General features: G+C 72.2%; 13 protein-coding genes. 5 read left to right on the plus strand and 8 right to left on the minus strand.

The window, feature by feature from the left end; all coding sequences use genetic code 11:
* Positions 1–408: 408 nt before the first annotated feature.
* On the minus strand, positions 409–2,385 hold the full coding sequence (locus tag AB0C33_RS38935) for an endo-1,3-alpha-glucanase family glycosylhydrolase (RefSeq protein ID WP_358297313.1): 1,977 nt from the start codon (positions 2,383–2,385) through the stop codon (positions 409–411).
* Between the two features lie 313 nt (positions 2,386–2,698).
* Here AB0C33_RS38935 and AB0C33_RS38940 point away from each other — a divergent pair, with 313 nt between their 5' ends.
* Positions 2,699–3,106 (plus strand): ATP-binding protein, encoded by a 408-nt coding sequence (locus AB0C33_RS38940; protein WP_358297316.1) that lies wholly within the window; start codon positions 2,699–2,701, stop codon positions 3,104–3,106.
* Positions 3,107–3,143: 37 nt separating this feature from the next.
* Here AB0C33_RS38940 and AB0C33_RS38945 read toward each other — a convergent pair whose 3' ends face one another.
* Positions 3,144–3,665: a hypothetical protein gene (locus AB0C33_RS38945; protein WP_358297318.1), complete on the minus strand. Its 522-nt coding sequence runs from the start codon at positions 3,663–3,665 to the stop codon at positions 3,144–3,146.
* Positions 3,666–3,738: 73 nt separating this feature from the next.
* Between AB0C33_RS38945 and AB0C33_RS38950 the strand changes: the two genes are divergently transcribed.
* The gene (locus tag AB0C33_RS38950; RefSeq protein ID WP_358297763.1) at positions 3,739–4,698 is read left to right on the plus strand and encodes a DUF523 and DUF1722 domain-containing protein; all 960 of its coding nucleotides are present in this window, start codon (positions 3,739–3,741) and stop codon (positions 4,696–4,698) included.
* A gap of 39 nt (positions 4,699–4,737) precedes the next feature.
* Here AB0C33_RS38950 and AB0C33_RS38955 read toward each other — a convergent pair whose 3' ends face one another.
* From AB0C33_RS38955 to AB0C33_RS38970, 4 genes are all read right to left on the minus strand, one after another.
* Positions 4,738–6,933, minus strand: coding sequence for a SulP family inorganic anion transporter (locus AB0C33_RS38955; RefSeq protein WP_358297324.1), 2,196 nt, complete (start codon positions 6,931–6,933; stop codon positions 4,738–4,740).
* A gap of 124 nt (positions 6,934–7,057) precedes the next feature.
* A complete protein-coding gene (locus tag AB0C33_RS38960; RefSeq protein WP_358297327.1) occupies positions 7,058–7,363 on the minus strand; it encodes a hypothetical protein in 306 nt (101 codons plus the stop codon).
* A 74-nt stretch (positions 7,364–7,437) separates the two neighbouring features.
* Positions 7,438–7,911: a hemerythrin domain-containing protein gene (locus AB0C33_RS38965; RefSeq protein WP_358297330.1), complete on the minus strand. Its 474-nt coding sequence runs from the start codon at positions 7,909–7,911 to the stop codon at positions 7,438–7,440.
* Between the two features lie 100 nt (positions 7,912–8,011).
* Positions 8,012–9,169, minus strand: a complete 1,158-nt coding sequence (locus tag AB0C33_RS38970; RefSeq protein WP_358297333.1) for an AI-2E family transporter — start codon at positions 9,167–9,169, stop codon at positions 8,012–8,014.
* Positions 9,170–9,241: 72 nt separating this feature from the next.
* Between AB0C33_RS38970 and AB0C33_RS38975 the strand changes: the two genes are divergently transcribed.
* From AB0C33_RS38975 to AB0C33_RS38985, 3 genes are all read left to right on the plus strand, one after another.
* Positions 9,242–9,460, plus strand: a complete 219-nt coding sequence (locus tag AB0C33_RS38975; protein ID WP_358297336.1) for a hypothetical protein — start codon at positions 9,242–9,244, stop codon at positions 9,458–9,460.
* A 130-nt stretch (positions 9,461–9,590) separates the two neighbouring features.
* Positions 9,591–10,139 (plus strand): copper chaperone PCu(A)C, encoded by a 549-nt coding sequence (locus tag AB0C33_RS38980; protein WP_358297339.1) that lies wholly within the window; start codon positions 9,591–9,593, stop codon positions 10,137–10,139.
* 77 nt (positions 10,140–10,216) lie between these two features.
* Positions 10,217–10,630: a VOC family protein gene (locus AB0C33_RS38985; protein ID WP_358297342.1), complete on the plus strand. Its 414-nt coding sequence runs from the start codon at positions 10,217–10,219 to the stop codon at positions 10,628–10,630.
* Between the two features lie 11 nt (positions 10,631–10,641).
* On the opposite strand, the gene AB0C33_RS38990 is transcribed toward AB0C33_RS38985, so the two are convergent.
* Positions 10,642–11,472 (minus strand): sugar nucleotide-binding protein, encoded by an 831-nt coding sequence (locus tag AB0C33_RS38990; RefSeq protein ID WP_358297345.1) that lies wholly within the window; start codon positions 11,470–11,472, stop codon positions 10,642–10,644.
* A complete protein-coding gene (locus tag AB0C33_RS38995) occupies positions 11,469–13,856 on the minus strand; it encodes an excinuclease ABC subunit UvrA (protein ID WP_358297348.1) in 2,388 nt (795 codons plus the stop codon). Before AB0C33_RS38995 ends, AB0C33_RS38990 begins: the two co-directional genes overlap by 4 nt.
* Positions 13,857–13,868: the final 12 nt, after the last annotated feature.

Raw genomic sequence — 13,868 nt, forward strand, 5'->3', positions numbered from 1 at the left:
AACCAGTCGAACGACTCGGTCTGCAGAGCGAGAAGATCAGGAACTTCGAGGGGCTCCTGGATGCGCGCGAAAGAGACGCGACGGGGACCAGCGGGCACGGCGGAGGCGTTGAGCGAGGCTGCCAACAGTTGTCCTTCCGGAGGGCACGGACGGAATCGAACTGCGCGCACGCCAAACGCCCGGACCGAAATCCGGGGCGTCGAAGGGCGGCGCGAGGCAGCAGCATAACCCAACTGAGAAACGAATGTCCACACTTACTATAAGTGTCAACCTCGGTGCCGCCTTCAGCTTTTCACAGCAGGGCGCGCTCGTCAACTCCAAGCGCCCGTCGCCGCCGCCTGCGGCACCTGATCACCTGACGGAAGGGGCCCGGGTCCGCGCGGGTGGCGCGGGCCCGGGCCCGCGCGGTCAGCGTTCGCTGGAGGCCGCGCGGTAGTGCAGGTCCTGCACGTACGGCGTCGCGGTGATCGGGTACGGCGAGACCACCTTGGCCGCCGTCGCCGACCCCCTGGTGACGGTCGCCGACGCGGCCCCCGCCTTCAGCGGGAACGTCCTGGCCGACACGCCGGCGGGCGCGTCGTAGCTCTGCGTCGTGCCGCCGACGGTCACCGACACCTTGGCCGCCGCCGTCAGCATGGTGAGCACCTCGACGGTGTCACGCGCGGCCGTGCTGCCGCCGCGCAGCTTCATGAGCTTGGTCTGCGCGAAGGACGGCTGGGCCGCGACCGGCTGGACCCGGTGGGTCAGGTACGCCGCGTCGTTCGTGATCTTCGGGCAGCCGAGCTTGTGGCAGGTCAGGTAGTAGGCGTTGATGTCCAGGTACGTCCAGCCGGCGTTCCTGGACGGCGCGAACTGGGTGTTCTCGGAGTAGTCGTTCCAGGTGGTGAGCTGGACCCAGTCGGCCTTGCCGTCGATGGCGCCCTTCCACGTCGCCCGCAGGTTCTCGGTGTTGCCGGCCTCGTCGAAGACGCCCTGGTTGGGGCGTTCGTCCTGGATCGACACCGGCTGCATCCAGATCTTGCCCATGCCGTGCGCGCGGTCGATGTTGCCGCCCAGGGCGGCGTTGGCGGCGGGGTTGCGGTTGCCCCAGTTGGAGAAGCCGTAGCTGATCGAGGCGAAGGCGTCCCGGTACTTGTTGAAGTCGAGGAAGCAGGGCACCAGCGCGACCTTGACGCCGTGCTCGGTCTCCATCGTCTTCATCCAGGCCGCCCACCAGGCGGCGGTGCGCCCCTCGGCCTTGAACGGCGCCACCACCAATCGGTCGTCGGCCAGCCGGTAGACCGACGTCGAGGCGGCCAGCTTCGCCATCGCGGCGGCGAACGCGGCGCTGTCCACCGAGGCCAGGCCGTTCGTGTCCGGCATCAGCACGATCTTGAACCCGGGGTCCACGGCCTCGGCGGCCTTGATCAGGTTCTGCACCCGCGTCCAGTGGGCGCTGGTGATCGACAGGATGTCGACGGTGAAACCGTCCAGGCCGGCCGCGATGGCCTGCTTGACCTCGGTCTTGAAGTCGGCCAGCGCGTAGTCGCCGCTGATGGGGTCACGTCCGACCGGCCGGTCGCGCAGCAGGCCGCCGTAGGCGGCGTGCTTGCCGCTCTCGCCGTCCGGCTTGAGGTAGTTCCTGGCGTAGTAGTCGCCGGCCGGGGCCTGGTTGTCCAGCGACACCGGGTACGGCGTGAAGTAGTGCGCGAACACCTTCTTGGCCGACCCGCGCAGGGCCGCCTTCCCCGGCAGCACGAACGGCAGCGGCCCGTCGGTCTGGCCGCCGCCCTCGGTGTAGGTGACCGTGAGCTTCGGGCCGCGGTTCCCGGTCTCGCGCGAGGACATCAGCACGGTCGCGGTGGCGTCGCCGCCGGTGAGGGCGAAGGCGTACGTGCCGTCGCCCTCGACGGCGGCGGACACGTCCAGCTTGACCGTCGTCCCGGCGGTGAAACCGGTGTGCGAGGCGACGGGCGCGGCCCCGAACTCGGGGCGGGTGTTCCAGGTCGTGGCCGCCTCGGTCCAGGAACCCGTCACGGGACGGACCGACACGGTGGTGTCCGTCGTCCTGGCCGGGACGACGTCCAGGGTGACCTTGACGTCCTCGGCGTCCGCCGGGATCCCGGTGACCTTGAAGCGGGTCAGGCCGACCCGCTGGCCCGCGGCGGCGCTGCCGCACGCGGCTCCGCAGACGCTCATCCAGGTCGCGGTCGCGAAGCTCTTGGCCGGCTCGGCCTGGCTGATGAACACGTCCTCCGTGGCGGCGAACGTCACGGCGAGGGGTGCGGTGAGGGGTGCGACGGCGGACGCCTGCGCGGGCGCCGCCGCGCCGGCGGGCGCGGCCGCACCCGCCAGCGCGGTGAGCATCGCCACCGCGACCGGCAGGGCCCGATATCGGTTGAGCATGGAACTCCCTTGGCTTTCGGTACGCCTCCGCAGCAGCGGAGCCGCGTTGCATCGCCAACGATGGAGCAAGATCGAGTCCCCGGCCAGGACTTCCGGATAAATCCCCCATTTGGAACGATGCTATTTTCGGCCCCTCGGTATGTCATTGCGGTCAGACGGCCCGCCTCCGGAAGGTTCCCTGGCCGGGCATGGCGCGCAGGCCGCGACTCGGGCAAGATGGACCAGCCCTTTTCTGTCTCCGCTTGGCCTGCGCGCACGACCGGGTCGATGTCATCATGGGCACACGGTGTGTGATTTCGGGTAGGAGGGATCGATGTCCGAGCCTTCCCCCGGCGCTGCCGCAAGCTGGCCGATCAGCCGAGACCTCGCGGGGCTGCGGGAGCTCGTCCGCCGTCACGCGCTCCAGGCCGGGCTCGCCTCCCAGCGCGGTGACGACCTCGCGCTCGCCGCCAACGAGGCCGTCACCAACGTCCTCGATCACGCGGGCGGGGCCGGCTGGGTGCACATCTGGGCCGACGACGACTTCCTCACCGTCGACGTCGGCGACCACGCGGGCCGTCTGGGGCCCGACGCCTGCCCCGACGCCCGTCCCCAGATCGGGCCGGGCGGTTACGGCCTGTGGGTGATGCGCCGCCTCTGCGACGAGTTCGTCATCACCCAGACCGGCGCCTCCTCCCAGGTCCGCCTCCGCATGGCCCGCATCCGCCCCACCGGCCCCTGACCCGACAGCGGGCCGGGCGGGCGAGCGGCCGCCCCGGTCAGGCGGTCTCGCCCACGCTGCGCCGGTGCCATTCGGCCAGCTCGACCAGCAGCCCGTCGGCCGCGCCGCCGAACATCGCGGCCAGCTCCTCCGCGTCGTCGACCACCACCACGTGGTCCAGCAGGTCCGCGCGCAGCCGGGCCGCCCTCGGGTCGCCGGCGCCGTCCGGGTCGAAGGCGGTGGCGGCCAGGAACAGGCCGCCGACGCCGGCCAGCGCCGCGGTCTGCCGGGCCTGCGTGCCGAGCACCGTCGCCGCGTCGGCCGGTACGGCGGGCAGCGCCGGCCGCCCGTCGCGCAGCAGCAACGTCAGCGGACGGGCGGGCACCTGCTCCCCCGCCTCGCCCGCCGGCACGTGGGCGCTCCCGTCGGCGTGCCGCGCCGCGTGCCGGGGACGCCCCCAGGGCAGGCCGTCGGCCTCGTCCTGCGCACTCGCGCGCGTGAACAGGCCGCCGTCGGCGTCGACGACGAGGTCCCCAGGCTGCCACTGCTCGCCATCAAGCGGAATGTGCGCATTCGTCATGCCTGAACGCTACGCCCTGGTTGCGACAAATCTTCGTGGCGTGCGGAGGCGCGAGCTGGGCATCTGTCAGGACATGGCGCAGGCGCAGGATTGGGGCAGGCCGCGGGTGGCGGTGTCGAGCTGTCTGCTCGGCGAGCCGGTACGGCACAACGGCGGGCACAGCCGGGCCCGTTTCCTGACGCAGGAGCTGGCGCCGTTCGTGGACTGGGTGCCGATCTGCCCCGAGATGGAGATCGGCCTCGGCGCGCCCCGCGAGACGCTGCGCCTGGAGCGTTCGCCCACCGGCCCCCGCCTGATGACCCGGCAGAGCCGCCGCGACCTCACCGCGGCCATGGACGAGCTGGCCGCCGAACGTTCCCCGGCCCTGGCGGCCGACGGTTACGTGTTCAAGGCCAAGAGCCCGAGCTGCGGCATCCACGGCATCCCGCTGTACGCCGGTGACCACGCGGTGACCCGCGACAACCGGGGCCTGTTCGCCGACGCGGTGATCGAGGGCCACCCGCTGCTGCCCGTCGAGGACGAGGGGCGGCTCAACGACGCCGTCCTGCGGGAGGCGTTCGTCGAGCGCATCTTCGCCCACGCGCGGCTGCGCGAGCTGCTGGAGGGCGACTGGCGGCCGCGCGACCTGGTCGCCTTCCAGGCCCGGCACAAGATGCAGCTGCTGGCCCACTCCACCGAGGGCTACCGCGAGACCGGCCGCCTGGTCGCCGCCGCGGGCGTCCGGCCGCGCGAGGAGCTGGCCGAGGAGTACGGCACGGCGTTCCGGCGGGCGATGGCGGTCAAGGCGTCGATCGGGCGCAACGTCAACGTGCTGCAGCACTGCCTCGGCATGCTCGGCGACGAGCTCGACCCGGTGCGCCGCGCCGACCTGGTCGAGGTCATCGGCTCGTACGCGGCGCACCGGGTGGCGCTGAGCGTGCCGCTGACGTTGCTGCGCCACCACGCCCGCGGCGAGGCGGCCACCTACGTCCAGGACCAGACGTACTTCTCCCCCTACCCGGAGGAGCTGGGCCTGCGCAACCACGTGGTGTGACCCCGCCGCGCCGGACGGGCTGGCGCGGCGGGGACGCGCCTACGTGGGAGTGGGCTCGGTCGGCAGCGGGCCGTCCGGCTCAGGGGCGGCGGACGCGCGCGGCGGCACATGGTGCACCCGCGCCGAGCCGATTTCGAAGTACAGCCCCACCAGCGTCAGCTGCCCGGCCCTGACCTGCTCGTCGACCTTGCGGTAGGTCCGCAGGTTCTCCAGCTGCTGCTGGATGTTGAGCCGGCACAGCGCGTCGAGGGCGGCGTCCTCGGCGGAGGCATCGTGGCCGCCTTCGCCGAGCCGGTCGAGGCTGGGATGGCCGTGCCGGAGCCAGCGGCTCAGCTGCGGCAGGCCCTCGGTGGTCGCCGGGCCCTTCAGCAGCGCCGCCATCGCGCCGCAGCCGGAGTGGCCGCAGACGGTGATGGTGTGCACGCTCAGCACGCCGGTGGCGTACTCGATGGCGGCGGCCACCGAGTCGTCGTGCGGCTCGGAGCCGGCGCACGGCACCAGGTTGCCGATGTTGCGGACCGTGAACAGGTCGCCGGGCCCGCTGGAGGTGATCAGGCTGGGCACGACCCGCGAGTCGGCGCAGGTGATGAACAGGTGCGAGGGACGCTGCTGGGTGGCGAGCTGGGTGAAGATGGGCCGCAGCAGCGGGGCCGTGCGCTTGTGGAACTCGTCCGCGCCCTGGGCCAGGCGGCACTCGATCGCCGCCGTGGCCGACAGCGGACGGCCGCGGTGGGTCCACGGCAGCCACCAGCGGCCGGGCGCCTTGGGCGGGCTCTTGGCCGGGAACATGCGTCCGCCGCTGGCCGCCATCGTGTACCACTCGTCGTGCAGCTCGTCGATCGTGACGGTGCCGCCCAGGCGCTCGTGGTCCAGCCGCCAGGAGTGGATCGCGTCGAAGGCGGCGTTGTCCATGAAGTCGATGTTCAGGTCGAGGTCGACGGCGACGCCTGGCGGGATGGCGCGCAGCTCCTGGGTCAGCCGGGGCACGCCCAGGAAGGTGAGCGAGCCGGAGACCGTCGCGTGCATGACCCCGCCGGGTTCCTGCCGCTTGTCCACGGTCACCCGGGTCAGCCGCCGCAGCGCCAGCAGCGCGGCCAGCGCCAGCCCGGCCAGGACGCCCTCGGCCAGCCCGACCAGGATCACGCCGGACATGGTCATGACGTAGACGGGCACCTCGTTGTGGCCGTGGACCTTCCTGAGGTGACCGAGGCTGATGGTCTTGATGCCGATGAAGACCAGCAGCGCGGCCAGCGCCTCCATCGGGATCAGCTTGATCGTCCAGCCCAGGCAGAGGGCGAACAGCAGCACCCAGACGCCGTGCAGGATCGCCGACCAGCGGGTGCGGGCGCCCGCCTGGATGTTGGTGGTGCTGCGCACGATCACGCCGGCGACCGGGAGCCCGCCGAGCACGCCGCTCACCATGTTGGCCACGCCCTGGCCGGTCAGTTCGCGGTCGAGGTCGGAGCGGGGGCCGGTGTGCATGCTGTCGGTGGCCACGCAGCACAGCAGCGACTCCGCCCCGGCCACCAGCGCCACCAGCAGCACGCCCATGGCGATGTGCTGCCAGTCGCCGGCCGGCAGCACCGGCGGCGCCCACGCGGTGATCGCGCCGGACAGGTCGATGCGGGTGACGTTCCAGCCGAACACGGCGGCGGTGACGGCGGCGGCGAGCAGCGCGGCCAGCGGCGCGGGGATCATCCGGACGTGCTTGGGCATCCGGCTCCAGGCCAGCAGGACCGTGATGGTGAGGATGCCGACCATGACCTTGTGGCCGTGCAGGTCCATGATCTGGCTGGGCAGCTCGGCCAGGTTGGCCCACGGCGACTGCTCGGGGCTGCCGCCGAGGACGACGTGCAGCTGGGCGAGCGCGATGATGATGCCGACGCCGGCCAGCATGCCGTGGACGACCGCGGGCGAGACCGCGAGCGCGGCCCGCGCCGCCTTGAACGCGCCGAGCAGCACCTGCAGGCCGCCGGCCATGATCGTGATCAGGCAGGTGGCGCGCCAGCCGTAGGTCTGCACGAGACCGGCGATCACCACCGTCAGGCTCGCGGTCGGGCCGCTGACCTGCACCACCGAGCCGCCCAGCCGCCCGGCGACGATGCCGCCGACCGCGGCGGCGACGAGCCCGGCGGCCAGCGGCGCGCCCGCGGCCAGGGCGACGCCGAGTGAGAGTGGCACCGCGACGAGGAACACCACCAGCGATGCCGGCACATCGTGTCTGAGAGTACGCATGATGCTACTCTCCGTAGTTATATTCATGCGGCACACCTTAGTGCCAGATCAACCCCACGTCGGACGACGGTAAAACGCGCCGGACATGTCCCTGCTGTCCGGCACGCCGCCCTGCCGCTCCGCCCTACCGCGCGGCGTCCTCGCAACTCACGGTGACCAGGGCGAAGAACACGTGGGTGCGGGCGTCCTGGGAGACCACCGACTCGAACACCTCGCAGTCCGTGAACCCGCGGCTCAGCGCGTTGCGGCGGGCGTCGGACTCGGCGCCGGCGAGCGCGACGTTCTCGGCGAGGTCACGGCCGAAGCCGTCGAACAGCGTGCCCGTGGCGGCGGTGGCGGGCGTGGCGGCGCCCGCCAGGACGGCGGCCCCGGAACCGGCCAGGACCGCCGCGCACAGCACCGCCGGCAGCTTTCTTCTCAGGTACGTCATGATCTCCCCCTGGGTCGGGATGGGTGGGCCTGCACCCGTTGGGGCGTTCCAGGCCGTTCCATCCCGCGCCGTGGCTAGGAGGAGGCGCTGGGGATCTTCAGGGGGTCACGCGGGGCCTCGGCCTTGGCCTTGGCCATCTCCTCGCCCAGCTCCTGCAGCCGGTTGCGCCCCATGGACTCGCGCACCTGCGGGAACCACTCCTTCTCCTCCTCCTCGACGTGGTGGCGGACGTTCTCCATGAGCACCGTCATCTTGGCGTCGTAGCGCTCGTCGGCCGGGTCGAGGTCCTTCAGCTCCGACAACATCCAGACGACGACGTGGTGCTCCTCGACGCTCTCCAGGATGTGGTCGGTGGTGTCGGGGGTGCCCGAGCGGGCGGCCGGGTAGAAGATCTTCTCCTCGATGTAGGTGTGCGCGGTCAGCTCCTCGATGACCTGCGCGACGATCTTCTGCTTGGTCTTGTGGGCGTCCTGGCCCGCCTTCTCGAACTCCTTGAACAGCTTCTCCACGGTCTTGTGGTCCTCTTTGAGCAGCACGATCGCGTCCATGGACGGCCTCCCTGGGGTCGGGACGCCCGGCGGGACGAGGGATGCCGGGCGTCGGGTCCGCCCCAGGTACCCCGAGGTCAGGCGCTCACACCCGGCGCGCTCAGTGACGTTCCTGACGGGGCAGCACCACGTGGTTGACGATCACCTGGATGGCGGCGGCGACCGGGATGGCCAGCAGGGCGCCCACCACGCCGAGCAGGGCGCCGCCGATGAGGGCGGCCACGATCGTGGCGGCGGCCGGCACGTCCACGGACGACTTCATCACCTTGGGCGCGATCAGGTAGTTCTCGATCTGCTGGTAGACGACGAAGAAGATCAGGGTGGCGATGGCCACCGGGAGCGAGGCGAACAGCGCGACCAGCGTGGCGATGCCCGCGCCGATGAACGCGCCGATGAGCGGGATGAGGTCGGTGACGGCCACGATGATCGCCAGGGCCAGCGCGTACGGCACGCCCGCGATCGACAGGAAGACGAACGTGGTCACGCCCGCGATCAGCGAGATGATCAGGTTGCCGGCCACGTAGCCGCCGACCCGGTTGAGAATCTCGTCGCCGAGCAGCCGGGCCCGGTCCCTGCGGCTCCTCGGGATCAGCCGGTAGCCGGTGCGCGTGATGGAGCGCAGCGCGCCCAGGAAGTACAGGGTGAGGATGAGCACGGTCAGCGTGGAGAACACGGCGCTGACCACGATCGAGGCGATGCCGAGCAGCCCGCCGAACACCTGCCGGCCGAGGTCGCCGCTGGTCAGGTACGTCTGCAGCCGTTCCAGGAGCTGGTAGCGCTGGTCCAGGTCGCGGATCTGCGGGTTGTTCTGCAACTGCTGGATGTAGGTGGGCAGCTGCTCGGCGAACTGTCCCGCCTGCTCCGACAGCGCCGGGATGATCGCCATGGCGAACCCGGCGAACAGCACGATCACCGCCGTGAACACCGCGGTGATCGCCGCCCAGCGCGGCAGGCCGTGCTCCTCCAGCCATCGCACGGCGGGATCCAGGCCGACGGCCAGGAACAACGACACGATGATCAGCAGGAGCATCGAGGCGCTGGCGGTGAGCGCCTGGACCAGCAGCCAGGCGGTCAGCACGCCGAGCGCGGCGGTGAACCCGAAGACGAAGGGCGTGCTGCCGAACGGGCGTCCGGGCCTGCCGAAGGGCAGCCCCGTCGTCTCCGGGCGGGGGCCGGAGGCGTGGCCGTCGCGGGCGGCCGCGGACGCCGCGCCGGGTTCGCCCGGCGGGGCGGCGGAAGTGAACTGATCACCAGACATGGGGGCTCCTGAACCTGAGAAACCCCCTTCTCTGCCCGGCCGCGGCGCGGTCTATCGTCGCCGCCGCCCCTCGTGTCCCGGACGCGGCCGCCGGGCTGTGCGCGCCCGGCGATCAGGGCGCTGACCTGCGCCGTTTCGCCGTACCTGGCAGAAGGTAGGCCGCGCATCCCGGGGGCGGCGGGCGTCGCCAGGCAGCCGGGCGCGGCCGACCGGGTGGCCCGGTGGCGGGCCGAGCACGGCACCGATCCCGAGCACGCCGGTCTGAGCTTCTACCGCGACTCCGGCGGATAGGCGGGTCCGGCATGGGACCCGGTCAAGGGGGTACATCGTGGTTGCGGTCAACCCCCCGCAGGCGGCGCTCGTGCGAGCGGGCCCGCGCTGTGGCCTCGTCACCGGCCTCACACCACACGAAGGCGCGAACATGAGGACTTCACCACGGGGCCCGCGAGCGCTGCTGCTGCCCTTCCTGTCGGCCCTGTGCGTGCTGGCGCTGCTGCCGGCCTGCAACCCGGGGCAGCGGGAGTCGCCCCTTCCGCAGGGCACGGCCCGTGAGGGGCTGGTCGACGGGCAGGTGGGGGCGATGCGGCTGTTGCACGTCCACATCCTGGCCCCGTCCGTGGAACAGCAGAAGGCGGGCGACGACCTCGGCCTCTACCTGACGCTGGTCAACGAGAGCGACCAGCCCCAGAAGCTCGACGGCGTCAGCACCGTGCACGCCAGGAAGGTCGTCTACCGGGCGGGGCCGGGGGCGGCGCAGGAGGAGGTCAACGTGACCGTCCCGGCCCGCTCGACCGTCTCGCTGCAGGAGGGGCAGAGCCGTCCGCACCTGGAGATCCTCGACATCGACCGCCCGCTCGGGGCCACGCCGATCGACGTCACCTTCCGCCTGACCACCGGCACGACCACCCTGCGCATCCCGGTGCTGCCGCTGGAGCGGGGCGCCGGCACCCCCGTCCCCGGCCACAGCTGAGGCCACCGGAAGCGCGGACGGACGGCGGTCAGGAATCGAGAAGCGTCGTCCGGACCGGCGGAACTAGCGTGACCGGCATGGACATCACCATCCACTCCAGCTACCTCCCCCACGACGACCCGGACGCCTCCCTCGCCTTCTACCGCGACGCCCTCGGCTTCGAGGTGCGCGGCGACGTCGGCTACGACGGGAAACGCTGGATCACGGTCGGCCCCGCGGGCCAGCCCGGCACGTCGATCGTGCTCCAGCCACCGGTCGCCGACGGCTGCGGCATCACCGAGGACGAGCGCCGCACCATCGTCGAGATGATGGCCAAGGGCACCTTCGCCGGCATCAACCTGTCGACCGACGACCTCGACGCCGTCTTCGACCGGCTGGCGGCGAACGGCGCGGAGATCGTCCAGGAGCCGGCCGAGCAGCCGTACGGGGTGCGCGACTGCGCCGTGCGGGACCCGGCGGGCAACCTGATCCGCATCAACCAGCGGCTCTGAGCCGGGCAAGGTCAGGGGCGGGCCGGGTCGAGGAACCGGCGCGCGCCGCGCAGCCTGGTGCGCAGCAGCCGCTGGGTGGCGGCGCAGTCGAGGCGCACGTCGAGCGGGCCGGGCACGCCCGAGTCCGCGCGCCGGCCCGCCGGGAGCCGGGCCGGGTCGAGGCCGTCGCGGCGGGCGACGAGCACGCCCAGCTCGTACCGGCTCACCGCGTCGGCCCCGGCGACGTGGCGGACGCCGGGCGGCCCTGCGGCGGCCAGCTCCAGCAGCGCCGCGGCGAGGTCGGCGACGTGCACCGGGCAGCGCACGTCGTCGGTGAACAGCACGCCCTGCCTCGTGCCGGTGGCCAGGGCGTGCACCAGCGCCTCGTGCGACGAGCCGCCGTCGCCGAGGATCAGCGACGTCCTGGCGATCACCGCGTCCGGCGCGACCGCGGCCACGACGGTCTCGGCGGCCGCCTTGGCCGCGCCGTACGGGGTGATCGGGTCGGGGAGGCACGTCTCGTCGTAGCGGACCGCCGCGCCGGAGAAGACCGTGTCGCTGGAGACGTGCACCAGGCGGCCGCCCGCCGCGGCGGCGGCCAGGGCGACGTTCGCGGCCCCGGTGGCCGTGGTCGCCCAGTCGTGCTGCCGGAAGGCGGCGTTGACGACCGCCGCCGGCCGGACCGCGGCGACCAGCTCCTCGACGTCGGCGCGCCGGCGCACGTCGAGCGGCGACCAGGTGACGCCGGCCGCCTCCCCCGGGCGGGTGTGGCAGGTCGCGGTCACCTCGTGCCCGGCCGCCACGCCCTGCCGGACGAGTTCGGCGCCCAGGAAGCCGCTGCCGCCGACGACGAGCAGCCTCATGCGGACGTGCCGCCGACGTAGGCCGCCAGGTGCTGGCCGGTCAGGGTGGAGCGGGCGGCGACGAGGTCGGCGGGGGTGCCCTCGAAGACGACCCGGCCGCCGTCGTGACCGGCTCCGGGGCCGAGGTCGACGATCCAGTCGGCGTGCGCCATGACCGCCTGGTGGTGCTCGATGACGATCACCGACTTGCCGCCGTCGACCAGCCGGTCGAGCAGGCCGAGCAGCTGCTCGACGTCGGCGAGGTGCAGGCCGGTGGTGGGCTCGTCGAGCACGTAGACGTCGCCGCTCTTCTCGGCCATCTGGGTGGCCAGCTTGAGCCGCTGCCGCTCGCCGCCGGACAGCGTGGTGAGCGGCTGGCCGAGGCTGAGGTAGCCGAGCCCGACGTCGGCGAGCCGGCCGAGGATGGCGTGCGCGGCCGGGGTGCGCGCCTCGCCCGCGCCGAAGAACTCCTCGGCCTCGGTCACCGGCATCGCCAGCACCTCGCTGATGTTCCGGCCGCCCAGGCGGTACTCCAGCACCTCGGCCTGGAAGCGCCTGCCCTCGCACTCGTCGCAGACGGTGGCGACGCCGGCCATCACGCCCAGGTCGGTGTAGAGGACGCCGGCGCCGTTGCAATTGGGGCAGGCGCCCTCGGAGTTGGCGCTGAACAGGGCCGGCTTGACGCCGTTGGCCTTGGCGAACGCCTTGCGGATGGGGTCGAGCAGGCCGGTGTAGGTCGCCGGGTTGCTCCGCCGCGAGCCGCGGATCGGGCTCTGGTCGATCGACACCACGCCCGCGCCGGCCGGTATGGACCCGTGCACGAGCGAGCTCTTGCCGGAGCCGGCCACGCCGGTGACGACGACCAGCACCCCGAGCGGGATGTCGACGTCCACGTCACGGAGATTGTGCTTGTTCGCCCCGCGGATCTCCAGGGCGCCGGTGGGCTTGCGCACGTCGTCCTTCAGCCGGGCCCGGTCGTCGAGGTGGCGGCCGGTGACGGTGCCGCTGGCCCGCAGCCCCTCGACGGTGCCCTCGAAGCAGACCGTGCCGCCCTCCGTGCCGGCGCCGGGGCCGAGATCCACGACGTGGTCGGCGATGGCGATGGCCTCCGGCTTGTGCTCGACGACGAGCACGGTGTTGCCCTTGTCGCGCAGCCTGACCAGCAGGCCGTTCATCCGCTGGATGTCGTGGGGGTGCAGGCCGATGGTGGGCTCGTCGAAGACGTAGGTGGTGTCGGTGAGCGAGGAGCCGAGGTGGCGGATCATCTTGACGCGCTGCGCCTCGCCGCCCGACAGCGTGCCGGCCGGCCGGTCGAGCGACAGGTAGCCCAGCCCGATCTCGACGAAGGAGTCGAGCGTACGGCCCAGTGTGGTCAGCAGCGGCGCCACGGACGGCTGGTCGAGGCCGCGGATCCACTCGGCCAGGTCGGTGATCTGCATCCGGCACGCGTCGGCGATGCTGACGCCGTCGATCTTCGAGGACCGGGCCTCCGGGCTGAGCCGGGTGCCGTCGCACTCGGGGCAGGTGGTGAAGGTGACCGCCCGCTCGACGAAGGCGCGGATGTGCGGCTGCATGCCCTCCTTGTCCTTCGACAGGAAGGTTTTCTGGATCTTCGGGATCAGGCCCTCGTAGGTGAGGTTGACGCCCTCGACCTTGACCTTGGTCGGCTCCCGATGGAGGAAGTCCCGCATCTCCTGCTCGGTGAAGTCGCGGATCGGCTTGTGGGGGTCGAGCAGCCCCGACTCGGCGTAGACGCGCACGGTCCAGAAGCTGTCGGACTTCCAGCCGGGGATGGTGAACGCGCCGCCGGCCAGCGACTTGGAGTCGTCGTAGAGCTGGGTGAGGTCGATGTCGGAGACCGTGCCGCGGCCCTCGCAGTTGGGGCACATGCCGCCCAGGCGGGTGAAGCTCTGCCGGACCGTCTTGCTGGAGCCGCGCTCGACGGTGATCGCGCCGCTGGCGCGGACCGAGGGCACGTTGAAGGAGTAGGCGTTGGGCGAGCCGATGTGCGGCCGGCCGAGCCGGCTGAACAGGATGCGCAGCATGGCGTTGGCGTCGGTGGCGGTGCCGACGGTGGAGCGGGGGTCGGCGCCCATCCGCTGCTGGTCGACGATGATCGCGGTGGTCAGCCCCTCCAGGACGTCGACCTCGGGCCGCGCCAGCGTCGGCATGAACCCCTGGACGAACGTGCTGTAGGTCTCGTTGATCAGCCGCTGCGACTCGGCGGCGATGGTGGCGAACACCAGCGAGCTCTTGCCCGAGCCGGACACGCCGGTGAACACCGTCAGCCGGCGCTTGGGGAGCTCGACGCTGATGTCCTTGAGGTTGTTCTCGCGCGCGCCGTGGACGCGGATCAGATCGTGGCTGTCGGCGATCTGCCGCTCGGGCGGCGTGTGCGTGCTCATCGTCTCTCCATC

The sequence above is a fragment of the Nonomuraea sp. NPDC048881 genome, assembly GCF_040649795.1.
GTDB lineage: Bacteria > Actinomycetota > Actinomycetes > Streptosporangiales > Streptosporangiaceae > Nonomuraea.

Excerpts from the sequence above, each read along its gene's own strand:
- AB0C33_RS38935 (WP_358297313.1), bottom strand. The coding sequence starts at position 2,385 with ATGCTCAACCGATATCGGGCCCTGCCGGTCGCGGTGGCGATGCTCACC.
- AB0C33_RS38940 (WP_358297316.1), top strand. The coding sequence starts at position 2,699 with ATGTCCGAGCCTTCCCCCGGCGCTGCCGCAAGCTGGCCGATCAGCCGA.
- AB0C33_RS38945 (WP_358297318.1), bottom strand. The coding sequence starts at position 3,665 with ATGACGAATGCGCACATTCCGCTTGATGGCGAGCAGTGGCAGCCTGGG.
- AB0C33_RS38950 (WP_358297763.1), top strand. The coding sequence starts at position 3,739 with ATGGCGCAGGCGCAGGATTGGGGCAGGCCGCGGGTGGCGGTGTCGAGC.
- AB0C33_RS38955 (WP_358297324.1), bottom strand. The coding sequence starts at position 6,933 with ATGCGTACTCTCAGACACGATGTGCCGGCATCGCTGGTGGTGTTCCTC.
- AB0C33_RS38960 (WP_358297327.1), bottom strand. The coding sequence starts at position 7,363 with ATGACGTACCTGAGAAGAAAGCTGCCGGCGGTGCTGTGCGCGGCGGTC.
- AB0C33_RS38965 (WP_358297330.1), bottom strand. The coding sequence starts at position 7,911 with ATGGACGCGATCGTGCTGCTCAAAGAGGACCACAAGACCGTGGAGAAG.
- AB0C33_RS38970 (WP_358297333.1), bottom strand. The coding sequence starts at position 9,169 with ATGTCTGGTGATCAGTTCACTTCCGCCGCCCCGCCGGGCGAACCCGGC.
- AB0C33_RS38980 (WP_358297339.1), top strand. The coding sequence starts at position 9,591 with ATGAGGACTTCACCACGGGGCCCGCGAGCGCTGCTGCTGCCCTTCCTG.
- AB0C33_RS38985 (WP_358297342.1), top strand. The coding sequence starts at position 10,217 with ATGGACATCACCATCCACTCCAGCTACCTCCCCCACGACGACCCGGAC.
- AB0C33_RS38990 (WP_358297345.1), bottom strand. The coding sequence starts at position 11,472 with ATGAGGCTGCTCGTCGTCGGCGGCAGCGGCTTCCTGGGCGCCGAACTC.
- AB0C33_RS38995 (WP_358297348.1), bottom strand. The coding sequence starts at position 13,856 with ATGAGCACGCACACGCCGCCCGAGCGGCAGATCGCCGACAGCCACGAT.